Below are 24,728 nucleotides of genomic sequence, written 5' to 3'. Positions count from 1 at the left end.
CGAACCGGGTAAGGTTGAAGGGTTGCCCCGGACGGGGTCGGAACGGAAAGTTCTGGTCTTGGATGGTGTGCGTCGGTTGTTTGAGAACTCAACAGTGTGCTTGATAGTCAATGCCAAATTTTGAACCTTTTTGGTTCCTTTGGACTGGATTGAACAGCTAGTCTGTTTGGTCTGGCCAGTATCGATAGGCGACTGGTGGCCCCTTGGGGGTCGTTGGTTGTTTTCTCTCTTTTACGGAGAGTTTGATCCTGGCTCAGGACGAACGCTGGCGGCGTGCTTAACACATGCAAGTCGAACGGTGAAGCCCAGCTTGCTGGGTGGATCAGTGGCGAACGGGTGAGTAACACGTGAGCAACCTGCCCTCCACTTCGGGATAAGCCTTGGAAACGGGGTCTAATACCGGATATGAGCATCTGCCGCATGGTGGGTGTTGGAAAGTTTTTCGGTGGGGGATGGGCTCGCGGCCTATCAGCTTGTTGGTGGGGTGATGGCCTACCAAGGCGTCGACGGGTAGCCGGCCTGAGAGGGCGACCGGCCACACTGGGACTGAGACACGGCCCAGACTCCTACGGGAGGCAGCAGTGGGGAATATTGCACAATGGGCGAAAGCCTGATGCAGCGACGCCGCGTGAGGGATGACGGCCTTCGGGTTGTAAACCTCTTTCAGCAGGGAAGAAGGCCTTCGGGTGGACGGTACCTGCAGAAGAAGCGCCGGCTAACTACGTGCCAGCAGCCGCGGTAATACGTAGGGCGCAAGCGTTGTCCGGAATTATTGGGCGTAAAGAGCTCGTAGGCGGTCTGTCGCGTCTGGTGTGAAAACCCGAGGCTCAACCTCGGGCTTGCATCGGGTACGGGCAGACTAGAGTGCGGTAGGGGAGACTGGAATTCCTGGTGTAGCGGTGGAATGCGCAGATATCAGGAGGAACACCGATGGCGAAGGCAGGTCTCTGGGCCGCAACTGACGCTGAGGAGCGAAAGCATGGGGAGCGAACAGGATTAGATACCCTGGTAGTCCATGCCGTAAACGTTGGGCACTAGGTGTGGGGCTCATTCCACGAGTTCCGTGCCGCAGCTAACGCATTAAGTGCCCCGCCTGGGGAGTACGGCCGCAAGGCTAAAACTCAAAGGAATTGACGGGGGCCCGCACAAGCGGCGGAGCATGCGGATTAATTCGATGCAACGCGAAGAACCTTACCAAGGCTTGACATGCACCGGACGCTGCCAGAGATGGTGGTTCCGCAAGGTCGGTGCACAGGTGGTGCATGGTTGTCGTCAGCTCGTGTCGTGAGATGTTGGGTTAAGTCCCGCAACGAGCGCAACCCTCGTCCCATGTTGCCAGCGGGTTATGCCGGGGACTCATGGGAGACTGCCGGGGTCAACTCGGAGGAAGGCGGGGATGACGTCAAATCATCATGCCCCTTATGTCTTGGGCTTCACGCATGCTACAATGGCCGGTACAGAGGGCTGCGATACCGTAAGGTGGAGCGAATCCCAAAAAGCCGGTCTCAGTTCGGATTGGGGTCTGCAACTCGACCCCATGAAGTCGGAGTCGCTAGTAATCGCAGATCAGCAACGCTGCGGTGAATACGTTCCCGGGCCTTGTACACACCGCCCGTCAAGTCACGAAAGTTGGTAACACCCGAAGCTCATGGCCCAACCGGTTCGTCCGGGGGGAGTGGTCGAAGGTGGGACTGGCGATTGGGACTAAGTCGTAACAAGGTAGCCGTACCGGAAGGTGCGGCTGGATCACCTCCTTTCTAAGGAGCACATACTGCTCGCGTGGTGGGGTCTTGCCCTGCTGGTGGGTGGTCATGCACAGCCATCGTAGGCGCCGAACGTGTGTCTGGTGGTTGCTCTGGGTGGAACATTGACTGTTTGCGGTGCGCTGGGTGCGTGCCGGCTGCTAGTACGTCTGCTGCTTCGGTGGTGGGTGGGAACGTGGTCGGTGGTGTCTGGTTCGTCGTGTGAGCACACTGTTGGGTCCTGAGGCAACCGGCCTGCGTGGTCGGGTGACCTTTGATGGATACGGGTCGTCGGTCGGGTCTTCATACCGCTTCGCGCGTCGTGCCGGGTCGCTGCTCCTTCGGGGGTGGTGGTGGGGCAGGTGTGTGGGGGTCGGGTGGGCCTGGTGGCTGGCGGGACCGTCCGTTGCTTGAGAACTGCACAGTGGACGCGAGCATCCCAGATGTTCAAGTATTATTCTTGGATTTCTGTAGCATATTTGTAGTGTGTGTCGAAGTTTAGAAGGGCACATGGTGGATGCCTTGGCACTAGGAGCCGAAGAAGGACGTTGTAGCCTGCGTTAAGCCTCGGGGAGCTGGCAAACGAGCTGTGATCCGAGGGTGTCCGAATGGGGGAACCCAGCCGCAGTCATGTGCGGTTACCTGTACCTGAATTCATAGGGTGCAGGGGGGAACGTCGGGAAGTGAAACATCTCAGTACCGGCAGGAAGAGATATTCCGTGAGTAGTGGCGAGCGAAAGCGGATGAGGCCAAACCGTATGCGTGTCAAGCTGTCAGGCGTTGCGTGTGCGGGGTTGTGGGACCTTTCTCAGATCACTGACATGGTCTGGACCAGTAAGAAAGTCGTGTCATAGTCGAACCGCATTGAAAGGCGGACCGTAGAGGGTGTGAGTCCCGTAGACGAAATGGTGCGGCCTGGTGAAGGGGATCCCAAGTAGCACGGGGCCCGTGAAATCTCGTGTGAATCTGGCAAGACCACTTGCTAAGCCTAAATACTACCTAGTGACCGATAGCGGACAAGTACCGTGAGGGAAAGGTGAAAAGTACCCCGGGAGGGGAGTGAAATAGTACCTGAAACCGTGTGCCTACAATCCGTCGGAGCCTCCTTAGCAGGGGTGACGGCGTGCCTTTTGAAGAATGAGCCTGCGAGTTAGTGCTCGGTGGCGAGGTTAACCCGTGTGGGGAAGCCGTAGCGAAAGCGAGTCCGAACAGGGCGATTGAGTCGCCGGGTCTAGACCCGAAGCGAAGTGATCTAGCCATGGGCAGGTTGAAGCGCCGGTAAGACGGCGTGGAGGACCGAACCCACTTAGGTTGAAAACTGAGGGGATGACCTGTGGTTAGGGGTGAAAGGCCAATCAAACTTCGTGATAGCTGGTTCTCCCCGAAATGCATTTAGGTGCAGCGTCACGCGTTCCTTGCCGGAGGTAGAGCTACTGGATGGCCGATGGGCCTCACCAGGTTACTGACGTCAACCAAACTCCGAATGCCGGTAAGCCAGAGCGTGGCAGTGAGACTGCGGGGGATAAGCTTCGTAGTCGAGAGGGAAACAGCCCAGACCACCGGCTAAGGCCCCTAAGCGTGTGCTCAGTGGGAAAGGATGTGGAGTTGCACAGACAACCAGGAGGTTGGCTTAGAAGCAGCCACCCTTGAAAGAGTGCGTAATAGCTCACTGGTCAAGTGATTCCGCGCCGACAATGTAGCGGGGCTCAAGTACACCGCCGAAGCCGTGGCACTCACACTTTACCCAGCATCCCTTTCGGGGGTTGTTCAGGTGTGTGGGTGGGTAGGGGAGCGTCGTGTGGGCAGTGAAGTCGCAGGGTGACCTAGCGGTGGAGACCACACGAGTGAGAATGCAGGCATGAGTAGCGAAAGACGGGTGAGAAACCCGTCCGCCGAATGACCAAGGGTTCCAGGGCCAGGTTAATCCGCCCTGGGTAAGTCGGGACCTAAGGCGAGGCCGACAGGCGTAGTCGATGGACAAGGAGTTGATATTCTCCTACCGGCGAAGAACCGCCCATACCGAATCCGGTGATGCTGACCACCCCCGAGTACCACCGTCACCTTCGGGTGACACCGGTACAACGGCGTGGGACCCAATCCGGTAGTAGGTAAGCGTGTTAACAGGGGTGACGCAGGAAGGTAGCCCGGCGTGGCGATGGTAGACCACGTCCAAGGTCGTAGCCGGCTTCGTAGGCAAATCCGCGAAGCATATACGGTGAGAACTGACGGTGACCGCACAAGCGGGAATCGGGTGATCCTCAGCTGCCAAGAAAAGCCTCGACGCGAGGTTCTAGCCGCCCGTACCCCAAACCGACTCAGGTGGTCAGGTAGAGAATACCAAGGCGATCGAGATAATCGTGGTTAAGGAACTCGGCAAAATGCCCCCGTAACTTCGGGAGAAGGGGGGCCCGATCCGTGAACACCCTAGCGGTGGGAAGCGGTGAGGGCCGCAGAGACCAGGGAGAAGCGACTGTTTACTAAAAACACAGGTCCGTGCGAAGTCGCAAGACGATGTATACGGACTGACGCCTGCCCGGTGCTGGAAGGTTAAGAGGACGAGTCAGCGTAAGCGAAGCTCAGAATTTAAGCCCCAGTAAACGGCGGTGGTAACTATAACCATCCTAAGGTAGCGAAATTCCTTGTCGGGTAAGTTCCGACCTGCACGAATGGCGTAACGACTTCTCCGCTGTCTCAACCACGAACTCGGCGAAATTGCACTACGAGTAAAGATGCTCGTTACGCGCAGCAGGACGGAAAGACCCCGGGACCTTTACTATAGCTTGGTATTGGTGTTCGGTGCGGTTTGTGTAGGATAGGTGGGAGACTATGAAGCCCGCGCGCCAGCGCGAGTGGAGTCGCCGTTGAAATACCACTCTGACCGCATCGACCATCTAACCTCGGTCCGTGATCCGGATCAGGGACAGTGCCTGGTGGGTAGTTTAACTGGGGCGGTTGCCTCCCAAAATGTAACGGAGGCGCTCAAAGGTTCCCTCAGCCTGGTTGGCAATCAGGTGTCGAGTGCAAGTGCACAAGGGAGCTTGACTGTGAGACCGACAGGTCAAGCAGGGACGAAAGTCGGAACTAGTGATCCGGCGGTGGCTTGTGGAAGCGCCGTCGCTCAACGGATAAAAGGTACCCCGGGGATAACAGGCTGATCTTCCCCAAGAGTCCATATCGACGGGATGGTTTGGCACCTCGATGTCGGCTCGTCGCATCCTGGGGCTGGAGTAGGTCCCAAGGGTTGGGCTGTTCGCCCATTAAAGCGGCACGCGAGCTGGGTTTAGAACGTCGTGAGACAGTTCGGTCCCTATCCGCTGCGCGCGCAGGAAACTTGAGAAGGGCTGTCCCTAGTACGAGAGGACCGGGACGGACGAACCTCTGGTATGCCAGTTGTTCCGCCAGGAGCACCGCTGGTTCGCTACGTTCGGAAGGGATAACCGCTGAAAGCATCTAAGCGGGAAGCCTGCTTCAAGATGAGGTTTCCATCCCCCTCGTGGGGTGAAGGCACCCAGCTAGACCACTGGGTAGATAGGCCGGAAGTGGAAGACAGGACCAACGACTGTCGCAGCTGACCGGTACTAATAAGCCAACAACTTCAACACCAACACTTCTGCTATGCACGCGTCCACTGTGCGGTTCCCGAGAAACGGGCACCACCCCCCACCCACCTTGACCAGGTGGGAACACACGGGGAACCCGAACAACTCGATAACGTTACGGCGGTCACAGCGAAGGGGAAACGCCCGGTCCCATACCGAACCCGGAAGCTCAGCCCTTCAGCGCCGATGGTACTGCCCTGGAGACGGGGTGGGAGAGTAGGACGCCGCCGGACACCCTTCACAGCCAGGCCCCCCACACCACACGGTGCGGGGGGCCTGACTGCACCCACCAGACCCGCCGGCGACACGTGGGAGAAACTCTCACTGACCTGGTACGAGAGGACCACCGTGAACGACACGCCGCGCGAGGACCGCCCAGACCGGGGCGACGGGGGCGCGCGCCGCCCGCAGGGCACCGGTCGGGGAGCGGGCGCACCGCGCCGGTCTCGCGACGACCAGCAGCGCGGCGGCCCCCGACGTCCGGACGGGGACCGCCGTGGCGCTCCCCGCCGAGAGGGTGGGAACGGTCGGCGCGGGGACGAGCAGCGGGGCACCGGCGGTCGAGAGAGCACGGGCGGTCGCGACGGTGGACGTCGTGACGGCACGGCACATGGCGGTGACCGTGGCCGACGGGACGAACGTCACGCCGGCGCCCGGGGTGGTGCCTATCCTGCACGAGGCGGTCAGCAGCGCCCGGCGAGGCCCGAGCGGCCTCGTGACCCGAACCGGGCGCCGGACCCCGAGATCCCCGAGGACGTCGACTCCCGCCAGCTCAGCAAGGAAGCGCGTGGTCGGCTGCGCGGTCTGAGCAAGGACAACGCCGAGGGCGTCGGGGCCCACCTGGTGATGGCCGGCAGGCTGCTGGACACCGACCCCGAGGAGGCCTACCTGCACGCGCAGGCGGCCGTCCGGCGGGCCGGACGCATCGACGTCGTCCGCGAGGCCGCGGGGATCGCCGCCTACCGCACGGGCCGGTATGCGGAGGCCCTGCGGGAGCTGCGCACCGTGCGACGGCTGAACGGCTCGTCGGAGCACCTGCCGCTCATGGCCGATGCCGAGCGAGGACTGGGACGCCCGGAGCGGGCGATCGCGCTGGCGCAGTCGGAGGAGGCCGCCACGCTCGAGCCGGAGGCACGGACGGAGCTGGCCATCGTGGTGAGCGGCGCTCGGAGCGACCTCGGCGACCACGAAGCGGCGCTGACCGTGCTGGGTCGCATCCCGGCGGCGGAGCGCCAGGGAGATCTGGGCCTCCGGGTGCTCCAGGCCCGGGCCGTCGCCCTGGAGACCGCCGGGCGTGCCGACGAGGCGACGGAGCTGCTGGCCGGCGTCGACCCGTCCGCGCTGGAGCGTGCGCTCGGGAACGGGGACGGCGACGAGGACTACGTCGTCTACGACGTCTTCGACGAGACGGCGGACGACGGGGAGACCGAGGCGTGAGCGAGACGCTGCTGGGGAGCGATCGGCCCCTGGCCGAGGCGCACGACCTCGCGCTCGTGGACCTGGACGGCGTGGCCTACCAGGGGCACCTGCCGATCGCGCACGCCGCGGAGTCCCTCGACGAGGCGCGTCGGCGAGGGCTCCGACTGCTGTTCGTGACCAACAACGCCTCCCGGGAGCCCGAGGACGTGGCGGGCCAGCTCAGCGGTCTGTCGATCCCCACGGAGCCCGACGAGGTCATGACGGCGGCGCAGGCGTGCGCGAACCTGCTGACCACCCGCCTCGCGCCCGGCGCCAGGGTGCTGGTGGTCGGTGGCAAGGGACTGGTCACGGCGGTGCGGCAGGCAGGGTTCGAGGTCGTCGCCTCCGCCGACGACGCGCCCGATGCCGTGGCGCAGGGATTCGCACCCGAGCTCGGCTGGTCGGACCTCGCCGAGGCGGCCTATGCGGTGGCCGGCGGTGCGTGGTTCGTGGCCAGCAACCGCGACATGTCGCTGCCGACCGCTCGAGGCTTCGCTCCCGGCAACGGTGCGCTGGTCGGGGCCGTCGTCGCGGCGACGGGCGTCCAGCCGGACAGCGCGGGCAAGCCGTCTCCGACGATGTACCGCATGGCGGTCGACCGCAGCGCCGCCAGCCGCCCGCTGGTGATCGGCGACCGGCTGGACACCGATCTCGCCGGTGCGCGGGCCGGGGACATCCCCGGCCTGCACGTCCTGACCGGGGTCTCGAGCGCCCGGGACGCCGTGCTCGCCGCACCCGGACTGCGGCCGCACTTCATCGGTGCCGACCTGCGCTCGCTGCTCGAACCGCACCCCGAGCCCGTCACCGACGACGGGTGGTGGAGGTGCGCGGACCGCGCGGCCAGGGTGCGCGACGGCGTTCTCGAGCTCGACCGTTCCGGTCCGTCGGGCATCGACGTGATCCGCGCCGCATGTGCGGCGTCGTGGGCGGCGGTCGACGACGGTGTCGCGCCGGACTCGTCGACGGTCCCCGAGCTGAGCGCCTGACACGCACGCCAGCCCGGCCCTGCCTCGTCGGGCCCGTCGCACCCACCAGGTAGCGTTGTCCCGGACGAACGAGCAGCAAGGAGGGGACATGTCGCACGACGCGCAGGTGCCGCGTGCGTCGGAGAGCATCCCTTCCGGTGCACTGGCTCCCCTCGACGACATCGACGACCTGCCCACCGAGCAGCACGTCGCCCGGTTCGAGGCGGTGCACGACCGGCTCCGGAAGCAGCTGGACTCCCCGGACACGGACGACGAGGCGGGTGACCGATGACCGAGCGTGCCGACGCCGAGCTCGTGCGGCGCGGCCTGGCCCGGTCGCGCGCACAGGCGTCTTCCCTGGTCGCGGCGGGGCGGGTGCGACTGGACGGGACGAGGGTCACCAAGCCGTCGTCGCCGGTGCCGCCGGGCGGGGCGCTGACCGTCGAGCTCGACCCCGGCGAACCACGCTACGCCTCGCGGGCCGGTGCGAAGCTCGACCGCGCGCTCGATGCCCTCGGCGCCGACGACGACGGACGCGCGCTCACCGACCGGATCCCCGGAGCGGTGTGCCTGGACCTCGGCGCCTCGACCGGAGGGTTCACGGACGTGCTCCTGCGCCGCGGTGCTGCCCATGTCACGGCCGTCGACGTCGGCCACGACCAGCTCGTCCCGGCGCTGCGCGCGGACGATCGCGTGACGGTCCTCGAGGGCTCGAACGTCCGCTACCTGACACCCTCCGACGTCGAGAGGCCGCCCGACGTCGTGGTGGGCGACCTGTCGTTCATCTCGCTGCGGCTCGTGCTCCCGGCGGTGGCCGCCCTGATGCGCGCCACCACCGACGCCCTGCTGCTCGTCAAGCCGCAGTTCGAGGTCGGTCGTGGACGGCTGGGCAGCGGCGGGGTCGTCCGCGACCCCGCGCTGCACGTCGAGTCCGTCGTCGGTGTCGGGCAGGAGGCGGCCGCCGCCGGTCTGGACGTCCGGGCCGTCATCCCGAGCCCGCTGCCCGGACCGAGCGGCAACCGTGAGTACTTCTGCTGGTTGTGCCCCTCGCGCACGCCCGTCGACGACCTCGCGACGCTGACCGTCGCGGCACGGACGGCCGTGGACTGGCAGCCGGACGAGCCCGTGCCGCCCGTCGTGCCGGTGCCGGCGCGGCCCGGGGGAGGTGCGGCATGACGCGCCGGGTGCTGATCGTGACCCACGGTGGTCGTCCGGAGGCCGTCGCGGCGATGTCCGAGGCGGTCGCCGAGCTGGAGAGCGCCGGCTTCGAGGTCGCCCTGCACGACGACGACCTGGCCGAGTCGTTCGGGGACGAGATGGCTGCTGCACGCGCACGCGAGGGCGTCACCGAGTCCGAGATCGTCATGGTCCTGGGCGGCGACGGGACGATCCTGCGCGCCGCCGAGCTCACGCACGGCACGGACGTCCCCCTGCTCGGCGTGAACCTGGGGCACGTCGGCTTCCTCGCCGAGTCGGAGCGCGAGAACCTGCACGACGCGGTCCGGCGCGTGGCGGCGCGCGAGTACGTGGTCGAGGAGCGCAGCGTCGTCGACGTCGTCGTGCACCGGCCGGGGGAGGACGAGCCCGTCACCGGGTGGGCCCTCAACGAGGCGACGGTGGAGAAGGCCCACCGGGACCGGATGATCGAGGTGGCGGTCGCCGTCGACGACCGGCCCGTCAGCTCTTTCGGGTGCGACGGCGTCGTGATGGCGACGGCCACCGGGTCGACGGCGCACGCGTTCTCGGCGGGCGGGCCGGTGATGTGGCCCGACGTGGACGCGGTGCTGCTCGTGCCGTTGTCCGCGCACGCGCTGTTCTCGCGGCCGCTGGTCATCGGTCCCCGGTCCGAGTACACGGTCGACGTGCTCGAGCGCAGCCCGTTGCCCGGCGTGCTGACGTGCGACGGGCGGCGCAGCATCGACCTCCCCGTCGGCACGCGGGTGCAGGTGCGTCGCGGGGCGGTCCCGTTGCGGTTCGCGCGGCTCGTGCACGCGCCGTTCAGCGACCGGCTGGTCTCGAAGTTCAACCTGCCCGTGATCGGGTGGCGCGAGGCCGCGGACGAAGCGGCGGCCCGCCGCGCGTCCCGGTTCGTCGTCGACGACGACAAGGAGGAGTGAGAGTGCTCGAGGAGATCGCGATCGAGGACCTCGGGGTCATCCGGGCCGCCCGCGTCCCGCTGGCTGCCGGTCTGACGGTCATCACCGGCGAGACCGGTGCCGGCAAGACGATGGTGCTGACCGGGCTCGGCCTGCTCATGGGTGGCAAGGCCGACCCGGCCACGGTCCGGCCGGGCGCGGACCGGGCCGTCGTCGAGGGCAGGTGGGACCTGACCCGGCACCCCCTGGCCGTCCGACGGGTCGACGACGCCGGGGGAGCCGTCGACGACGACGGGACGGTCGTGGTGCTCCGGACGGTCGCCGCGGGACGCTCGCGGGCGCACCTCGGTGGCCGCGGCGTGCCCCAGGGTGTCCTCGCGGAGATCGCCGACGACCTCGTCACGGTGCACGGGCAGTCCGACCAGCTCCGGCTGCGCACCCCGGCGAAGCAGCGGGCGGCGCTGGACCGGTTCGCCGGTCCGGGGCACGCCGAGGTGCTCGCCGAGCACCGGGCCGCCTGGACCGAACGGTCGGGCCTGCAGGCCGAGATCGAGGACCTCACCTCGCGGGCGGCGGAGAGGTCCCGGGAGGCCGAGCTCCTGCGCCTCGGGCTCGCCGAGGTCGAGCGGGTGGACCCGCAGCCCGGTGAGGACGTCGAGCTCGCGGCGATGGTGTCGCGCCTGGGCAACGCCGAGGAGCTGCGCCAGGCGGCCCAGCTCGCTCACGACGCCGTCGTCGGCGAGGAGATGGAGACCGAGGGGTCCGCGGTGCACGCGGTGGAGCGGGCCCGTCGCTCGCTCGAGGCGGCAGCGGGCGACGACCCGGCCCTGGGCGACCAGGCGAAGCGACTGGCGGAGGCGGGCTACCTGCTGGGCGACGTCGCCACGGAGCTGTCCGGCTACGTCGCCGACCTGCAGGCCGACCCGGCCGCCCTGGAGACGGCGCACGCTCGCCTGGCCGAGCTCGGGTCGTTGACGCGCAGCTACGGGGCCACGGTGGACGAGGTGCTGCAGTGGGCCTCGGACGCCGGGCTGCGGCTGCTCGACCTGGACGACGGCGGAGAGCGGATCGAGGCCATGCGGGTGCGCGTCGACGAGCTCGACGAGCGGCTCGCCGGCCTGGCGGCACGGGTCACCGTCGGGCGCGAGGAGGCGGCCGGACGGCTCGCCGAGGCCGTCACGACGGAGCTGGCCGGCCTGGCGATGGGCGGTGCGCGACTCGAGATCGAGGTGACGCCGGCCGAGCCCGGACCGTCGGGGACCGACCAGGTGACCTTCCTGCTCGTACCGCACCCCGGTGCCCCGGCCCGCCCGTTGGGCAAGGGTGCGTCCGGCGGTGAGCTGTCCCGGGTCATGCTGGCCGTGGAGGTGGCGCTCGCTACCGGCGCCGACGACGCGACGGGAGCGGTCCTGCCGACGTTCGTGTTCGACGAGGTCGACGCGGGCGTCGGTGGACGGGCCGCCGTGGAGGTCGGCCGCCGGCTCGCCTCTCTGGCACGCAGCACGCAGGTGGTGGTCGTCACCCACCTCGCCCAGGTCGCCGCCTTCGCCGACACCCATCTGGTCGTGACGAAGTCCTCCGCGGACGGCGACGGCACGGTCACGGGCGTGCGGGCGGTCGACGCCGACGAGCGCGTCCGAGAGCTCGCGCGCATGCTGTCCGGGCAGGACGACTCCGAGACGGCACGTCAGCACGCCGTCGAGCTTCTCGAGTCCTCCGTCGTGGGACGATAGGGCCGATGAGACTGACCCTGCGCCGTGCCGACCGCGGCCCCGACACCAGCGACGACGCGTCCGAGCACCTCGGCCCGGCGCGGATCGGCGCACGCACCAAGGACCTGACCAAGCGGCTGTCCGCCGGTGACGTCGCCGTGATCGACCATGCCGACATCGACCGCGTGGCGGCCGAGGCGCTCGTCGCCGCGCGTCCCTCGGCGGTGCTCAACGCCGCGCCGTCGACCACCGGGCGCTACCCGAACGCGGGCCCGGGCATCCTGCTCGAGGCGGGGATCGTGCTGGTCGACGGGCTCGGGCCCGAGGTGATGGACATCCCCGAGGGCGCGCGCGTCCGGATCGACGAGGCCACGGTCCTCTTCGACGGCAAGGTGTGGTCCACGGGGACCCGGCAGACGCCCGAGACGGTCGAGACCGCTCTCGCGGAGGCACGGGACGGTCTCTCGGACGAGATCGAGCGGTTTGCCGAGAACACCATGACGTACCTGCGGCGCGAGCGTGACCTGCTGCTGGACGGCGTCGGGGTGCCCGACGTGCGGACCCGGTTCGCCGGACGGCACGTCCTGATCGTGGTCCGCGGCTACCACTACCGCGAGGACCTGGCGATGCTGCGGTCGTACATCCAGGAGAACCGCCCGGTCCTGGTGGGCGTCGACGGCGGTGCCGACGCGATCCTGGACGGCGGCTGGCGTCCCGACATGATCGTCGGCGACATGGACTCCGTCTCCGACAAGGCCCTCGCCTGCGGGGCGGAGATCGTCGTGCACGCGTACCGCACGGGCGACGCGCCAGGTCTGGAGCGCGTGCGTGCCCTGGGTGTCGACCCCGTCGTCTTCCCGGCCACGGGCACCAGCGAGGACATCGCCATGCTGCTGGCCGACGACAAGGACGCCGAGCTCATCGTCGCGGTCGGCACCCACGCCACGCTCGTGGAGTTCCTCGACAAGGGCCGCGCCGGGATGGCGAGCACCTTCCTGACCCGGTTGCGGGTCGGCGGGAAGCTGGTGGACGCCAAGGGCGTCTCACGGCTGTACCGCACCCGCATCTCGAACCTGCAGCTCACGCTGCTGTCGTTGGCGGGTGTGGCCGCCGTCGTGGCGGCGCTGTGGTCGACGGCCGCCGGACAGACCGCGTTCGGCCTGGTGGGCGCACAGATCGATGACATCGTCTCGTGGGTCGGTAGCCTCTTCGGCGGCTGACCCACCTGCGACCTCACTGAACCTAGGAGCACCGGCACCTCGTGATCGACTTCCGCTACCACCTCGTCTCGCTGATCTCTGTCTTCCTCGCGCTCGCGGTCGGCATCATCCTGGGCGCCGGCCCGCTGCAGGAAGCGATCGGCGACCAGCTCACCGACCAGGTGGAAGCGCTGCGGGCGGAACGCATCGAGCTGAGCGAAGACCTGGTCGAGACCGAGTCCGAGCTGGCCGACCAGAACGCCTATGCCCTGGCGGCCGGCGCCGAGCTCGTCGACGGGTCGCTCGAAGGAGTGACGGTCGCCGTGGTCGATGCCGAGGGCGTGGCCGACACCGTCGAGGCGGACGTCGTCAACCAGCTCGAGGCGGCGGGTGCCCGGATCGTGGCGCAGGCGTCCCTGACCGACGCGTGGACGTCGGCGGAGGACGCCGTGCTGCGCGGTACGGTCGCGGACGGTCAGCGCGAGCAGCTCGAGGACATGGTCGGGGAGGACGACACGACCTCCGCCGTGCTCGGTGCGGCCTTGGGGCTGGCCCTGACGGAGCCGGACCCGCAGGCGCCCGGGGTGCGCAGCGACCGGTCGGCCGAGCTGTACGAGCTGATGTCGCGCGTGGGACTGGTCGAGTCGAGGTTCGAGCCGTCCGGGCCCGCCGACGCGGTGCTGCTGCTCGCCGGTTCGCCTGCGGACGACGAGGCGACGTCCGACACGGACAGGGCCGAGGTGCCGGACGACGTCGACGCCGTCGCGGTCGTCTCCGCGTTGCAGGAGACCGCGCAGGACGTCGTCGTGGCCGGTCCCACGACCACCGAGGGCGAGCTCGTCGCGGACGTCCGGGCCGACGAGGACGCGGCGTCGCGCGTGAGCACGGTCAACGGCACCGAACGTGCCGTGATGCGCCTGAACGTCCCGCTGGCGCTCGCGGCCCGGCTGGTCGACGAGGTGGGGCACTACGGCTTCGAGGAGGACGCGGTCGTGGTGCCGCCGGCGGTGGAGCTGCCCGACGAGGAGGACGGCACGGCCGGCGCGGGGACGACGGTCGGGGATGCCGACGCCGAGGCGGACGCCGACGCCGGTGACGGCGGTGACTCCTGATGGGCGCCGGTCGCGCCCTCGTCGCCGCCGCGGCCGCGGCCGCGGCCACCGTCGTGGCACGCCGTGCGCTGGATGCCGTGCCACCGGGCGGCGTCGACCGCTGGACGCGGACCAACCACCGTGGTGAGCCGGTCTCGATGCTTGAGGGCCCCGCGGTGGTCACCGGCCTGGTGGCCGGCGCCCTCGTGTCGGGTGGGGCGCCGCGGGTCCGCACGGCGACGGCGCTGGCGACCGCCGGTGCCGGTGTCTTCGGGGTCCTCGACGATCTCGCGGAGGACGCGTCCACGCGGACGAAGGGCCTGCGAGGTCACCTGGGTGCGCTGGCCCGCGGCCAGGTCACGACCGGCGGGCTCAAGGTGCTGGGCATCGGCGCCACGTCGCTGCTCGCGGCGGCGATCGGCACCCGGCGCGAGGGCGGCGGCGCCGGGCACCTGGCCGACGTGGCGGTCAACGGTGCCCTGGTCGCCGGCACGGCGAACCTGATCAACCTTCTCGACCTGCGGCCCGGTCGGGCGCTCAAGGCTTCTGCCTTGTTGGCGGTACCCGTGCTCGGGGCCGAGGGCGGCGGCGGCACAGGTGCGGTGGCCGGGGCCTGCGTCGCGGCCGCGCCGCAGGACCTCGCCGCGCTGGACATGCTCGGCGACGGCGGGGCCAACGCGCTCGGTGCGTTCGTGGGGGCCCGGTGGGCGCTGGGTGCGCCGCGCCCGGTCCGCGTCGCGGCGCTGAGCGGCGTCGTGGCACTGACCCTGGCCTCGGAACGGGTCAGCTTCTCCACCGTCATCGAGCGCACGCCCTGGTTGCGCGCGCTGGACCAGATCGGTCGGCGTCCGTCCGCACCGACCGCCGGGCGCGAGGAGAGCGGGTCGTCCGCCGCACCCGGCGAGGGCACCGCGGCGTGAGCCCGCCCGGTGGGCGCCGGGCCGCCACCACGATCGCCGGCGCAGCGGTGCTCATCACCGTCGTCACGCTGGCGAGCAGGGTCGTGGGATTCGGCCGGTGGCTCGCCCAGGCGCACTACGTCGGCACGGGCGGGGTGGACGGTCCGCTCAACGCGGCGAACTTCTTGCCGAACGTGCTCTTCGAGGTGGCGGCCGGTGGGGCGCTGGCCGGCGCGGTCGTGCCGTTGTTGTCCGGATTCCTCGTGCGGGGCGACCGGGAGAGCGCCTCGCGGACCGCCTCGGCGCTACTCGGCTGGACCCTGCTCGTGCTGGTGCCCCTCGGGGGGCTGGTGGCGCTGCTCGCGGACCCGCTCGTCCGCCTGACGGGGCTGAACGACCCGGTGAACGTCGCCGTCGCCGCCGACTTCCTGCGCGTCTTCGCCATCCAGGTGCCGTTGTACGGGATCGCCGTCGTGCTCGGGGGCATGCTGCAGGCCCACAACCGCTTCTTCTGGCCGGCCTTCTCGCCGCTGGTGTCGAGCCTGGTGGTCATCGCGGTCTACGCACGGTTCGGCGCACTGGCCGACGGCAACCAGCAGGACGTCGCCGAGCTCAGCTCGCAGGCCCTCGGCTGGTTGGCGTGGGGCATGACCGCGGGGGTGGCGTTCCTCGCGGTGCCGCTGGTGGTGCCCGTGCTGCGCACCGGCCTCCGGCTGCGTCCTACCCTGCGGTTCCCCGATGGCGAGGGGCGACGTGCCGCACACCTCGCGTTCGCCGGGATCGGCGCGCTGGTCGCCCAGCAGCTGGCCCTGCTCGCGACGATGACCGCGGGCAACGAGGCGGGCGGCGACAGCACCTGGACGATCTTCCTGTATGCCCAGAACGTGTACTTCCTGCCGTACGCGGTGCTGGCGTTCCCCATCGCGACGAGCGCTTTCCCGCGCTTCGCGGAGCTGGCCTCGCAGGACCGGGGGGACGACCTGGCCCGCCTGGTGTCGTCCACGACGCGGGTCCTCGTGGTCGTCTCGGCGTCGGGCGCGGCCGCGCTGGTGGCAGCTGCACCGCTCGTGGAGAACGTGTTCGACGGCGTCGCCGACGGCGACGCCGACGGGTTGGCGGCGGCCCTGGGGTGGATGGCGCCCGGACTGCTCGGGTACGCCTTGATCCTGCAGCTCTCGAGGCTGCTCTACGCGGTCGGTGCCGCCCGGGCTGCGGTCGTCGCCACGGCTACCGGGTGGCTGGTCGTCGTGGCCGGGGTCGCGGCCGCCGTCCCGGTGTTCGCGGGGCAGGGCCCGGCGACCCTGTCGACGCGGGTCCAGGTGCTGGCGTGGCTGGGCGGGGCGACCACCGTCGGGATGACCGTGGCGGGGGCGGCGCTGCTGGGAGCGGTGCGCCGCGCGGTCGGTGCACCGGCGTTGCGGGGTGTCGTCCGCACGGTGGCGGTGGCCGCCGTCGCCGGTGCGGCGGGCGCCGCGCTGGGCCGCTGGTCCGTGCCCGTGGCGGAGCGGGCCGTGCCCGCCGGGCCGAACGGCGCGGACGGCACCCCGGTCGAGACGCCGTTCGATCCCGCCGCACTCGCGACCGACGTCGGCCTCGGCCTGCTCGCCGGCCTCGCCGCTGCGGCTGTGGTGCTCGTGGCCGCCGCGCTGGCCGACGGTGCGGTCCGGGCCCGCCTGACCGCCGTCGGACGGCGCGTGCTGCGGCGCTGAGGCAGGTTCTGTGCGGCATCCCACCTCGGCGCGGGCGAGTCCGGGGCGCCATCGCCACTTCTCTCGGATAGCATGGAGTTCCGTGGCTGACACCGTGAACCGAACGTCCTCCCGCTCCTCCAGCCGCGCCGGTGCGACGCACCAGACGCGCCACATCTTCGTGACGGGCGGTGTGGCCTCCTCCCTCGGCAAGGGCCTCACCGCGTCCTCCCTGGGGCGCCTGCTGCGGTCCCGTGGTCTGCGGGTCACGATGCAGAAGCTCGACCCGTACCTCAACGTGGACCCGGGCACGATGAACCCGTTCCAGCACGGCGAGGTGTTCGTCACCGACGACGGCGCCGAGACCGACCTGGACATCGGCCACTACGAGCGGTTCCTCGATGTCGAGCTGCCCGCCTCCTCCAACGTCACGACGGGCCAGGTCTACTCGCGCGTGATCGCGAAGGAGCGGCGCGGCGAGTACCTCGGGGACACCGTGCAGGTCATCCCGCACATCACCGACGAGATCAAGCTGCGGATGCGCGACCAGGCAGGTCCCGAGGTCGACGTCATCATCACCGAGATCGGCGGCACCGTCGGGGACATCGAGTCCCAGCCGTTCCTCGAGGCCGCGCGGCAGGTGCGCCACGAGCTGGGGCGCGACGACTGCTTCTTCCTGCACGTCTCGCTCGTGCCGTACATCGGCCCGTCGGGGGAGCTGAAGACCAAGCCCACCCAGCACTCGGTCGCCGCGCTGCGCTCGATCGGTATCCAGCCGGACGCGATCGTGCTGCGTTCGGACCGTACGGTCCCGGAGAGCATCAAGCGCAAGATCGCGATGTCCTGCGACGTCGACAACGAGGCGGTCGTCAACGCCGCGGACGCCCCGAGCATCTACGACATCCCGCGGGTGCTCCACTCCGAGGGCCTGGACGCGTACGTCGTGCGGCGCCTCGACCTGCCGTTCCACGACGTCGAGTGGGGTGGCTGGAACCGGCTGCTGGAGCGGGTGCACGAGCCGGAGCACAAGGTCGAGATCGCGCTGGTCGGCAAGTACATCGACCTGCCGGACGCCTACCTGTCCGTGACCGAGGCGCTGCGCGCCGGCGGTTTCGACAACGACACGCGGGTGACGATCCGCTGGGTCGCGGCCGACGACTGCAGCACCCCGGCCGGTGCGCAGGAGTCGCTCGACGGCGTGGACGCCGTCCTGGTCCCCGGGGGCTTCGGCGTGCGCGGCATCGACGGGAAGATCGGCGCGCTGCGGTGGGCGCGCGAGAACCTCGTGCCGACGCTCGGCATCTGCCTCGGTCTGCAGTCGATGGTCATCGAGTACGCGCGCAACGTCCTCGGGCAGGCGGACGCCTCCTCGACGGAGTTCGAGCCCGCGTCGAGCCACCCGGTCATCGCCACCATGGCCGAGCAGCTCGACATCGTCGGCGGCGACGGCGACCTCGGGGGCACGATGCGTCTCGGGGCGTACGACGCCGCACTCGCCGAGGGCTCGGTGGTCGCCAAGGCCTACGGTGCGACCACGGTCTCGGAGCGGCACCGGCACCGGTACGAGGTGAACAACGCGGTGCGCGCCGAGCTCGAGGAGGCGGGACTGCGCTTCTCCGGCACCTCGCCGGACGGCCGGCTCGTCGAGTTCGTGGAGCTGCCCGCCGACGTGCACCCGTACTACGTGAGCACCCAGGCGCACCCGGAGTTCAAGTCGCGTCCGACGCGCTCGCACCCGCTGTTCCACGGTCTCGTCGCCGCGGCGCTGGTGCGGCAGGGCGTCATCGCGTGAGCGTCTCGCCGGAGCAGGAGCCGGGCGATCTCGACAGGGTCGCCCCGCGGCCGGTCGTGGCGCGCACGACCGTCCACGAGGGCCGGATCTTCGACCTGGTGCGTGACGACGTCGACCTCGGCGAGGCCGGTGTCGTCACCCGCGAGTACCTCGACCACCCGGGCGCCGTCGCGGTCGTCGTCCTCGACGAGGACGACCGCGTGCTGCTCCTGCGCCAGTACCGGCACCCGGTGCGCGCCCTGCTGTGGGAGATCCCGGCCGGGCTCCTGGACGTGGACGGCGAACCGGCTGTCGAGGCGGCGGCGCGCGAGCTCGCCGAGGAGGCGGACCTCGTCGCCGGCCGGTGGGACGTGCTCGTCGACTTCGCGACCACGCCGGGGGCGAGCAACGAGGCGCTGCGCGTCTTCCTCGCTCGCGACGTCAGCGAGATCCCGCACGCGGACCGCCACACGCGCACCGGTGAGGAGTCGGAGATCGTCACGGGCTGGGTGCCGCTCGACGAGGCCGTGCGCCGCACCCTGGCCGGGGACCTGCACAACCCGTCCGCCGTCGTCGGCATCCTCGCCGCGGCGGCGAGCCGTGCCGACGGCTGGCGGTCGCTGCGGGGCGTCGAGGCGCCGTGGCCCTACCGGCGCGGGAACCTCCCGGACTGAGCACCTGCCCGCCGGACGGGTCAGCGGGTGCGCAGCCGGAGCACGGCGTTCGCGGTGGCCCACACGAGCAGACCGGCGCCGAGCATGTGCAGGCCGACGAGCAGCACCGGCAGCCCGGTGAAGTACTGGGCGTAGCCGACGGCGCCCTGCGCCAGGGTGACGGCGAGCAGCAGCCAGGCGCCCCGGCGGGCGCGGCGCACCAGGTCGGTGGCCGGCTGCCGCAGCAGCAGCACGATCAGCAGGGCCAGGACGCCGACGAACAACCACACGGACGCCGAGTGCGCCCGGGTCATGGCCAGCGGGTCGACGGCGAGCCGGTACCCGACCTCCGTGTCGCCGGAGTGCGGTCCGGCGCCGGTGACGATCACGCCGAGCACGACGACGACGAACCCCAGGGTCCCGAGAGCTCTGCCCAGGAGCAACACGGCGTTCGAGCCGACCGGTCGCGGGGGTCCGTCACCCTCGCCGTGCCGGTGCAGCAGGTAGGCGGAGACCCAGACGAGTGCCGCCGAGAGGACGAAGTGCAGCGACACCCATCCCGGGTGCAGCTCGAGGAGCACGACGATGCCCCCGATGACGGCTTGTAGCGCGACGCCGGCCAGCGGCAGGATACCCAGCGCACGGTAGGTCTCCGCGCGGCGCCGGTCGGTCCATACGAGCAGCAGCACGGCGACCGCGATGACCGAGAGCACGCCCGTCATGGTGCGGTTGCCGAACTCGACGAACGGGTGGTAGCTGGCCGCCTCGTGGAACACCGGGGTGAACTGCCCCGGCTCGCACATCGGCCAGGTCGAGCAGCCGAGGCCAGAGCCTGTGAGCCGGACCGCGCCACCGGTGACGATGATCGCCACCTGGCCGATCACGTTCGCGATCAGCACCCACCGGGTCCAGCCGCGGAAGCGGGCGAACGGGTCGGGCCGCTCGCCGGCGGGGCGGACGACGGGCGGGGTGTCGGTGGAGTCGGCGGGTGCGGGCGTGCTCACGGCACCACGGTAGTGCCCGCCGGCGTCGTGCCGGCCTCCGCAGGGGCTCCGCGGCCCGGGGGCGACTGTGAGATTGGTCGTCAGTGCCAGCGGAAGAGCTTGCTCGCCCCGGCGCCGAGGACGGCCGTCCACGCGAGCAGCACGACGACGCTGAGCGGTGGCACCCCGGTGCCGAGGAGCGCCCCACGCAGCCCCTCTCCGAGCGCGCCGGACGGCAGGAAGGCGGCGAGGTGGGCCAGCGGTCCCGGCAGCTCCGCGGGCGGCACGACGAGGCCGCCGCCGACCACCAGCAGCACCAGCACGAGGTTGGCGACAGCGAGGACGCCCTCGGCGCGCAGGGTGCCGGCGAGCAGGAGCGCCAGCGCGGTGAAGGCCGCGGTGCCGAGCAGCCCGAGGCCCAGCGCGGGCAGGATCCCGGCGAGGTCCGGCTGCCAGCCGAGGCCCAGGGCGACGGCCCCGATCACCACGACCTGCACGAGCTCGACCGCGAGGACGCCCAGGACCTTCCCGGCCAGGAGGCCTCCGCGGCCGAGCGGAGTGGTGGCCAGGAGCCGGAGCACACCGTTGCGGCGGTCGAACGCGGTGGCGATCGACTGCGAGGTGAAGGCGGTGGTCACGCAGGCCAGCGCGAGAACTCCGGGCGTGACGAAGTCGACCCGGCCGACGCCGCCGGTGTCGAGGTCCACCACGGAGGTGCGCACCAGACCCACCAGGAGCAGGACGGGGACGACGATCGTCACGAGCAGCTGTTCACCGTTGCGCAGGATCGCCCGGGTCTCGAACGACGCCTGGGCGGCGACGCGTCGCCGGGCCGGGGCCGCGGACGGTGCGGGAGTGGAGGGCGTGGTCATCGCAGGTGCCTCCCGGTGAGGTCGAGGAACACGTCCTCGAGGGTGCGCCGGCCCACGGTGACGCGGGTGGCCAGGACGTCGCGCTCGGCGAGCCATGCGGTCAGGGTCGCGAGCGCTCCCGGACCGACGGGCCCGGTGACCACGTACTCACCGGGGACGGCCTCCGCCGCCGACCATCCGCCGTCGGGCACGGCCTCGCGCAGGGACGTGGCGAGCGCCGCGACCGGGAGCCCGGGCCGCGCGTCGAAGCGCAGGCGCGGGGCGATCCCGGACGCCCCGTCGGAGAGCAGGTCGGGGACCGTCCCGGAGGCGATGACCCGGCCCTGGTCGACGACGTGGACGACGTCGGCGAGGTCTTCCGCCTCGCTCATCAGGTGGGTGGTCAGGACGACGGCGACGCCGTCGGCGCGCAGCTCGTGCACCAGGTCCCACACGGCGTGCCGGGACTGGGGGTCCATGCCGGCGCTCGGTTCGTCGAGGAACACGACCTCCGGACGGCCGACGACGGCCGCGGCCAGCGCCAGGCGCTGGCGCTGGCCGCCGGACAGGCGGCGCACGGTGGTGCGGGCGAACGCGGGCAGGCCGAGCCGTCCGGCGAGCTCGTCGACGTCTCGCGGCGTGGCGTACATGCGGGCGACGTGCCGCAGCATCTCCATCGCACGCACGCCGGTCGGCAGGCCGCCGTCCTGCAGCATGACGCCGACCCGGGGACGCAGCGCGGCCGCGTCGGCGACGGGGTCGAGCCCGAGGACGCGGACGGTGCCGCCGTCGGGGGAGCGCAGGCCCTCGCAGCACTCGACGGTGGTGGTCTTGCCCGCGCCGTTGGGTCCGAGCACCGCCGTGACCGCTCCGGCGGTAGCCTGCAGGTCGAGGCCGTCGACGACGTCGCGACCGCCGTAGGTCTTGCGCAGTCCGCGCACGTCGACGGCGCCGCCGGGTGGCGTATCGGTGATGGGCACCAGAGGATTCTACGGACGCGTCGAGTACACGAGGAGTGACGATGACCTTCTACACCTTCGCCCAGCCGGCCGACCTCGCGCAGCTGGCGCGACGGATCTGGTACTGGCCCGTGATCCGTGGGGTGCTGGCCGTCGTCTTCGGGTTGCTGGCGATGTTCCTGCCGCGCGACGTCCCGGGCCTGCTCGTGCAGGTGTTCGGCGCCTTCGTGCTGATCGACGGGATCGTGTCGCTCGTGGACGGCCTACGCCGCCGGGGAACGCAGGCAGGGTCCGTCAACCTGGGTATCGGCGTCATCGCCATGGCGTTCGGAGCGGCCCTGCTGTTCCTGCCGGAGGTCTTCCTGACGATCGCCGTGGTCCTCATCGGGGTCTGGGCGCTGGCCTTCGGGCTGCTGCAGGTCTTCGGAGCCTTCGCGATGCGCACCAGAGGGGGTGCGTCGTGGCTCTGGACGCTGGTTTCGGGCGTGCTGTTCGTGGCGCTGGCCGTGGTGTGCTTCGCCAACCCCGGAGCAGCGATCACCGCCATGTCGTTCGTCATCGGGGCGTTCGCCGTCGTGATCGGGATCGCGCTCGTCGCGCTCGGGATGAAGCTGCGTTCCCTGGGGAGCCAGGGGCCGTCCGGCGGCGACGTCATCGACGGCGAGGTCGTCGAGGGCTGACCCCGTTCGTGCCGCGGGGACGAACGGTCCGTGAAACCTGTGTGACGTGCGTCGCACGCCTCCCGCCGACCTGCGGCTGCGCGGGGTCGGTGAGGCATGCCTTGCTTGACATCCTCGATTACGCAACAAGGATGTTCTGTATATCGACGCGCCGGAGGTGAGCACGTGACGACGACCCAGACCGTACCCGGGGCCCCCCGGACCCAGGGCGCCGCCGCGCTCGCGCACGTCGAGGGCGACGGGACGCGCCGCCGGGTGCTGGAGCTCGTCGCCACCGAGGGTCCGGTCACCGCCGGTCGCCTCGCCGAGGTGCTCGGACTGACGCAGGCCGCCGTCCGGCGGCACCTGGCCGGGCTCGAGCACGACGGCACGATCATGGTGCACGACGGCGGCACGGGTGCGGGTCGCGCCCGCCGCGGACGCCCGGCACGGCACTACGTGGTCAGCACCGCGGGGCAGGCCGAGCTCGGCGACCACGACGGTGAGCTCGCGACCCAGGCGATGCGCTTCCTGCGCCGCACGGGTGGCGACGAGGCCGTCGAGGCGTTCGCCACCGAGCGCAACGACGCCGTCGTGCGCCGCTACGCCCCGAGGCTGACCGCGACCGACCCGCAGGAGCGGGCCGCCCAGCTCGCCGACCTGCTCGCCGCCGACGGCTACGCCTCCTCGGTGCGACCCGTCGTCGGGCCGCTGGTCCCCACCGTCCAGCTGTGCCAGGGCCACTGCCCGGTGCAGCACGCCGCCGAGGACTTCCCGGAGCTGTGCGAGGCCGAGGCCCGCGCGTTCTCCGAGCTGCTCGGCACGCACGTCCAGCGGCTGGCCACCCTCGCAGGCGGCGCGCACGCCTGCGTCACGAACATCCCGCTGACTCCCCCCACCCCCGCCGGCCGCTCCGGCGGCACGCAGGAAGGATCACGATGAGCGCTCCTACCCAGGACGCCGCCGCCAAGGCGGCAGAGGCACAGACCGAGAGGCCCTCCGACGACGAGATCATCGCCTCGATCGGCTCCTACGAGTACGGCTGGCACGACACCGACGAGGCGGGCGCGGTCGCCGAGCGCGGCCTGAACGAGTCCGTCGTGCGCAACATCTCCCTGCTGAAGAACGAGCCGGAGTGGATGCTCAAGGCGCGGCTCAAGGCGCTGCGCCTGTTCGGCAAGAAGCCGATGCCGAGCTGGGGCGCCGACCTCACCGGCATCGACTTCGACCGCATCAAGTACTTCGTGCGCTCGACCGAGAAGCAGGCCACCAGCTGGGAAGACCTCCCGGAGGACATCAAGGCGACGTACGACAAGCTCGGCATCCCCGAGGCCGAGAAGCAGCGCCTCGTGGCCGGCGTCGCGGCCCAGTACGAGTCCGAGGTCGTCTACCACCAGATCCGTGAGGACCTGGAGGAGCAGGGCGTCATCTTCGTCGACACGGACACGGGACTGCGCGAGTACCCCGAGCTGTTCGAGGAGTACTTCGGCACGGTCATCCCGGCCGGTGACAACAAGTTCTCCGCGCTGAACTCGGCGGTCTGGTCGGGCGGCTCGTTCGTCTACGTCCCGCCGGGCGTGCACGTGGAGATCCCGCTGCAGGCCTACTTCCGGATCAACACCGAGAACATGGGCCAGTTCGAGCGGACGCTGATCATCGCCGACGAGGGCTCGTACGTGCACTACGTCGAGGGCTGCACCGCGCCGATCTACACGTCGGACTCGCTGCACAGCGCCGTCGTGGAGATCATCGTGAAGAAGAACGCCCGCGTGCGGTACACGACCATCCAGAACTGGTCGAACAACGTCTACAACCTGGTGACCAAGCGCGCCACGGCCGAGGCCGGCGCCCAGATGGAGTGGGTCGACGGCAACATCGGCTCCAAGGTCACCATGAAGTACCCCGCGATCTACCTGCTGGGCGAGCACGCCCGCGGCGAGACGCTCTCCATCGCCTTCGCCGGCGAGGGCCAGCACCAGGACGCCGGTGCCAAGATGGTGCACGCCGCGCCCCGCACCTCGTCGTCCATCGTCTCCAAGTCGGTGGCCCGAGGCGGTGGGCGCACGTCCTACCGCGGACTGGTCCAGGTGCTCGAGGGTGCCGAGGGATCAGCCTCCAACGTGCTGTGCGACGCGCTGCTCGTGGACCAGATCTCCCGGTCCGACACCTACCCCTACGTCGACGTCCGCGAGGACGACGTCTCCATGGGGCACGAGGCGACCGTGTCGAAGGTGAGCGCGGAACAGCTGTTCTACCTCATGTCCCGAGGACTGGACGAGACCGAGGCCATGGCCATGATCGTGCGCGGGTTCGTCGAGCCCATCGCTCGCGAGCTGCCCATGGAGTACGCCCTCGAGCTCAACCGCCTCATCGAGCTGCAGATGGAAGGGTCCGTCGGCTGAT

General features: G+C 70.0%; 18 protein-coding genes and 3 rRNA genes. 18 read left to right on the top strand and 3 right to left on the bottom strand.

Going from position 1 to position 24,728, the window contains the following annotated elements:
• The first annotated feature begins 230 nt into the window (after positions 1 to 230).
• From UQW22_RS16150 to UQW22_RS16080, 15 genes are all read left to right on the top strand, one after another.
• A 16S ribosomal RNA gene (locus tag UQW22_RS16150) occupies positions 231 to 1,757 on the top strand.
• A gap of 475 nt (positions 1,758 to 2,232) precedes the next feature.
• Positions 2,233 to 5,344: ribosomal RNA gene (locus tag UQW22_RS16145) — 23S ribosomal RNA — on the top strand.
• A 113-nt stretch (positions 5,345 to 5,457) separates the two neighbouring features.
• A 5S ribosomal RNA gene (gene rrf, locus UQW22_RS16140) occupies positions 5,458 to 5,574 on the top strand.
• Together the 16S, 23S and 5S rRNA genes form the textbook arrangement of a ribosomal RNA operon.
• Before the next feature lie 115 nt (positions 5,575 to 5,689).
• On the top strand, positions 5,690 to 6,778 hold the full coding sequence (locus UQW22_RS16135) for a hypothetical protein (protein WP_407318126.1): 1,089 nt from the start codon (positions 5,690 to 5,692) through the stop codon (positions 6,776 to 6,778).
• Positions 6,775 to 7,785: an HAD-IIA family hydrolase gene (locus UQW22_RS16130; RefSeq protein ID WP_407318125.1), complete on the top strand. Its 1,011-nt coding sequence runs from the start codon at positions 6,775 to 6,777 to the stop codon at positions 7,783 to 7,785. Before UQW22_RS16135 ends, UQW22_RS16130 begins: the two co-directional genes overlap by 4 nt.
• 88 nt (positions 7,786 to 7,873) lie before the next feature.
• Positions 7,874 to 8,056, top strand: a complete 183-nt coding sequence (locus UQW22_RS16125) for a hypothetical protein (RefSeq protein ID WP_407318124.1) — start codon at positions 7,874 to 7,876, stop codon at positions 8,054 to 8,056.
• Positions 8,053 to 8,940: a TlyA family RNA methyltransferase gene (locus UQW22_RS16120; protein ID WP_407318122.1), complete on the top strand. Its 888-nt coding sequence runs from the start codon at positions 8,053 to 8,055 to the stop codon at positions 8,938 to 8,940. Before UQW22_RS16125 ends, UQW22_RS16120 begins: the two co-directional genes overlap by 4 nt.
• Positions 8,937 to 9,881, top strand: a complete 945-nt coding sequence (locus UQW22_RS16115; protein WP_407318121.1) for an NAD kinase — start codon at positions 8,937 to 8,939, stop codon at positions 9,879 to 9,881. Before UQW22_RS16120 ends, UQW22_RS16115 begins: the two co-directional genes overlap by 4 nt.
• A gap of 2 nt (positions 9,882 to 9,883) precedes the next feature.
• Positions 9,884 to 11,593: a DNA repair protein RecN gene (gene recN / locus UQW22_RS16110; RefSeq protein WP_407320840.1), complete on the top strand. Its 1,710-nt coding sequence runs from the start codon at positions 9,884 to 9,886 to the stop codon at positions 11,591 to 11,593.
• A gap of 5 nt (positions 11,594 to 11,598) precedes the next feature.
• Positions 11,599 to 12,792 (top strand): putative cytokinetic ring protein SteA, encoded by a 1,194-nt coding sequence (gene steA / locus UQW22_RS16105; RefSeq protein ID WP_407318120.1) that lies wholly within the window; start codon positions 11,599 to 11,601, stop codon positions 12,790 to 12,792.
• A gap of 41 nt (positions 12,793 to 12,833) precedes the next feature.
• On the top strand, positions 12,834 to 13,883 hold the full coding sequence (locus UQW22_RS16100) for a copper transporter (protein WP_407318118.1): 1,050 nt from the start codon (positions 12,834 to 12,836) through the stop codon (positions 13,881 to 13,883).
• Complete coding sequence (locus UQW22_RS16095) at positions 13,883 to 14,782, top strand: hypothetical protein (RefSeq protein WP_407318116.1); 900 nt, start codon at positions 13,883 to 13,885, stop codon at positions 14,780 to 14,782. The genes UQW22_RS16100 and UQW22_RS16095 overlap by 1 nt, the downstream gene beginning before the upstream one ends.
• Complete coding sequence (gene murJ, locus UQW22_RS16090; RefSeq protein ID WP_407318114.1) at positions 14,779 to 16,470, top strand: murein biosynthesis integral membrane protein MurJ; 1,692 nt, start codon at positions 14,779 to 14,781, stop codon at positions 16,468 to 16,470. Before UQW22_RS16095 ends, murJ begins: the two co-directional genes overlap by 4 nt.
• Positions 16,471 to 16,552: 82 nt before the next feature.
• Positions 16,553 to 18,241, top strand: coding sequence for a CTP synthase (locus tag UQW22_RS16085; RefSeq protein WP_407318113.1), 1,689 nt, complete (start codon positions 16,553 to 16,555; stop codon positions 18,239 to 18,241).
• Complete coding sequence (locus UQW22_RS16080; protein ID WP_407318111.1) at positions 18,238 to 18,894, top strand: NUDIX domain-containing protein; 657 nt, start codon at positions 18,238 to 18,240, stop codon at positions 18,892 to 18,894. Before UQW22_RS16085 ends, UQW22_RS16080 begins: the two co-directional genes overlap by 4 nt.
• 20 nt (positions 18,895 to 18,914) lie before the next feature.
• Here the strand turns inward: UQW22_RS16080 and UQW22_RS16075 are convergent, their stop codons facing one another.
• The 3 genes from UQW22_RS16075 to UQW22_RS16065 form a co-directional block, all read right to left on the bottom strand.
• Positions 18,915 to 19,877: a COX15/CtaA family protein gene (locus UQW22_RS16075; protein WP_407318110.1), complete on the bottom strand. Its 963-nt coding sequence runs from the start codon at positions 19,875 to 19,877 to the stop codon at positions 18,915 to 18,917.
• A gap of 80 nt (positions 19,878 to 19,957) precedes the next feature.
• Complete coding sequence (locus UQW22_RS16070) at positions 19,958 to 20,728, bottom strand: ABC transporter permease (RefSeq protein WP_407318109.1); 771 nt, start codon at positions 20,726 to 20,728, stop codon at positions 19,958 to 19,960.
• A complete protein-coding gene (locus tag UQW22_RS16065; protein ID WP_407318107.1) occupies positions 20,725 to 21,687 on the bottom strand; it encodes an ABC transporter ATP-binding protein in 963 nt (320 codons plus the stop codon). The genes UQW22_RS16070 and UQW22_RS16065 overlap by 4 nt, the downstream gene beginning before the upstream one ends.
• Positions 21,688 to 21,728: 41 nt before the next feature.
• On the opposite strand from UQW22_RS16065, the gene UQW22_RS16060 reads away from it, so the two are divergent.
• The 3 genes from UQW22_RS16060 to sufB all read left to right on the top strand — a co-directional run bounded on the left by UQW22_RS16060 (position 21,729) and on the right by sufB (position 24,727).
• Positions 21,729 to 22,346, top strand: a complete 618-nt coding sequence (locus tag UQW22_RS16060; protein WP_407318105.1) for an HdeD family acid-resistance protein — start codon at positions 21,729 to 21,731, stop codon at positions 22,344 to 22,346.
• Between the two features lie 165 nt (positions 22,347 to 22,511).
• Positions 22,512 to 23,267, top strand: a complete 756-nt coding sequence (locus tag UQW22_RS16055; RefSeq protein ID WP_407318104.1) for a helix-turn-helix transcriptional regulator — start codon at positions 22,512 to 22,514, stop codon at positions 23,265 to 23,267.
• Positions 23,264 to 24,727 (top strand): Fe-S cluster assembly protein SufB, encoded by a 1,464-nt coding sequence (gene sufB / locus UQW22_RS16050; RefSeq protein ID WP_407318103.1) that lies wholly within the window; start codon positions 23,264 to 23,266, stop codon positions 24,725 to 24,727. The genes UQW22_RS16055 and sufB overlap by 4 nt, the downstream gene beginning before the upstream one ends.
• Position 24,728: the final 1 nt, after the last annotated feature.

Source organism: Isoptericola halotolerans (assembly GCF_045689585.1).
Classification (GTDB): Bacteria; Actinomycetota; Actinomycetes; order Actinomycetales; family Cellulomonadaceae; genus Isoptericola; species Isoptericola halotolerans_B.
The sequence above is the reverse complement of the archived record's forward strand: the minus strand, read 5'-3'. Positions and strand labels throughout refer to the sequence as shown.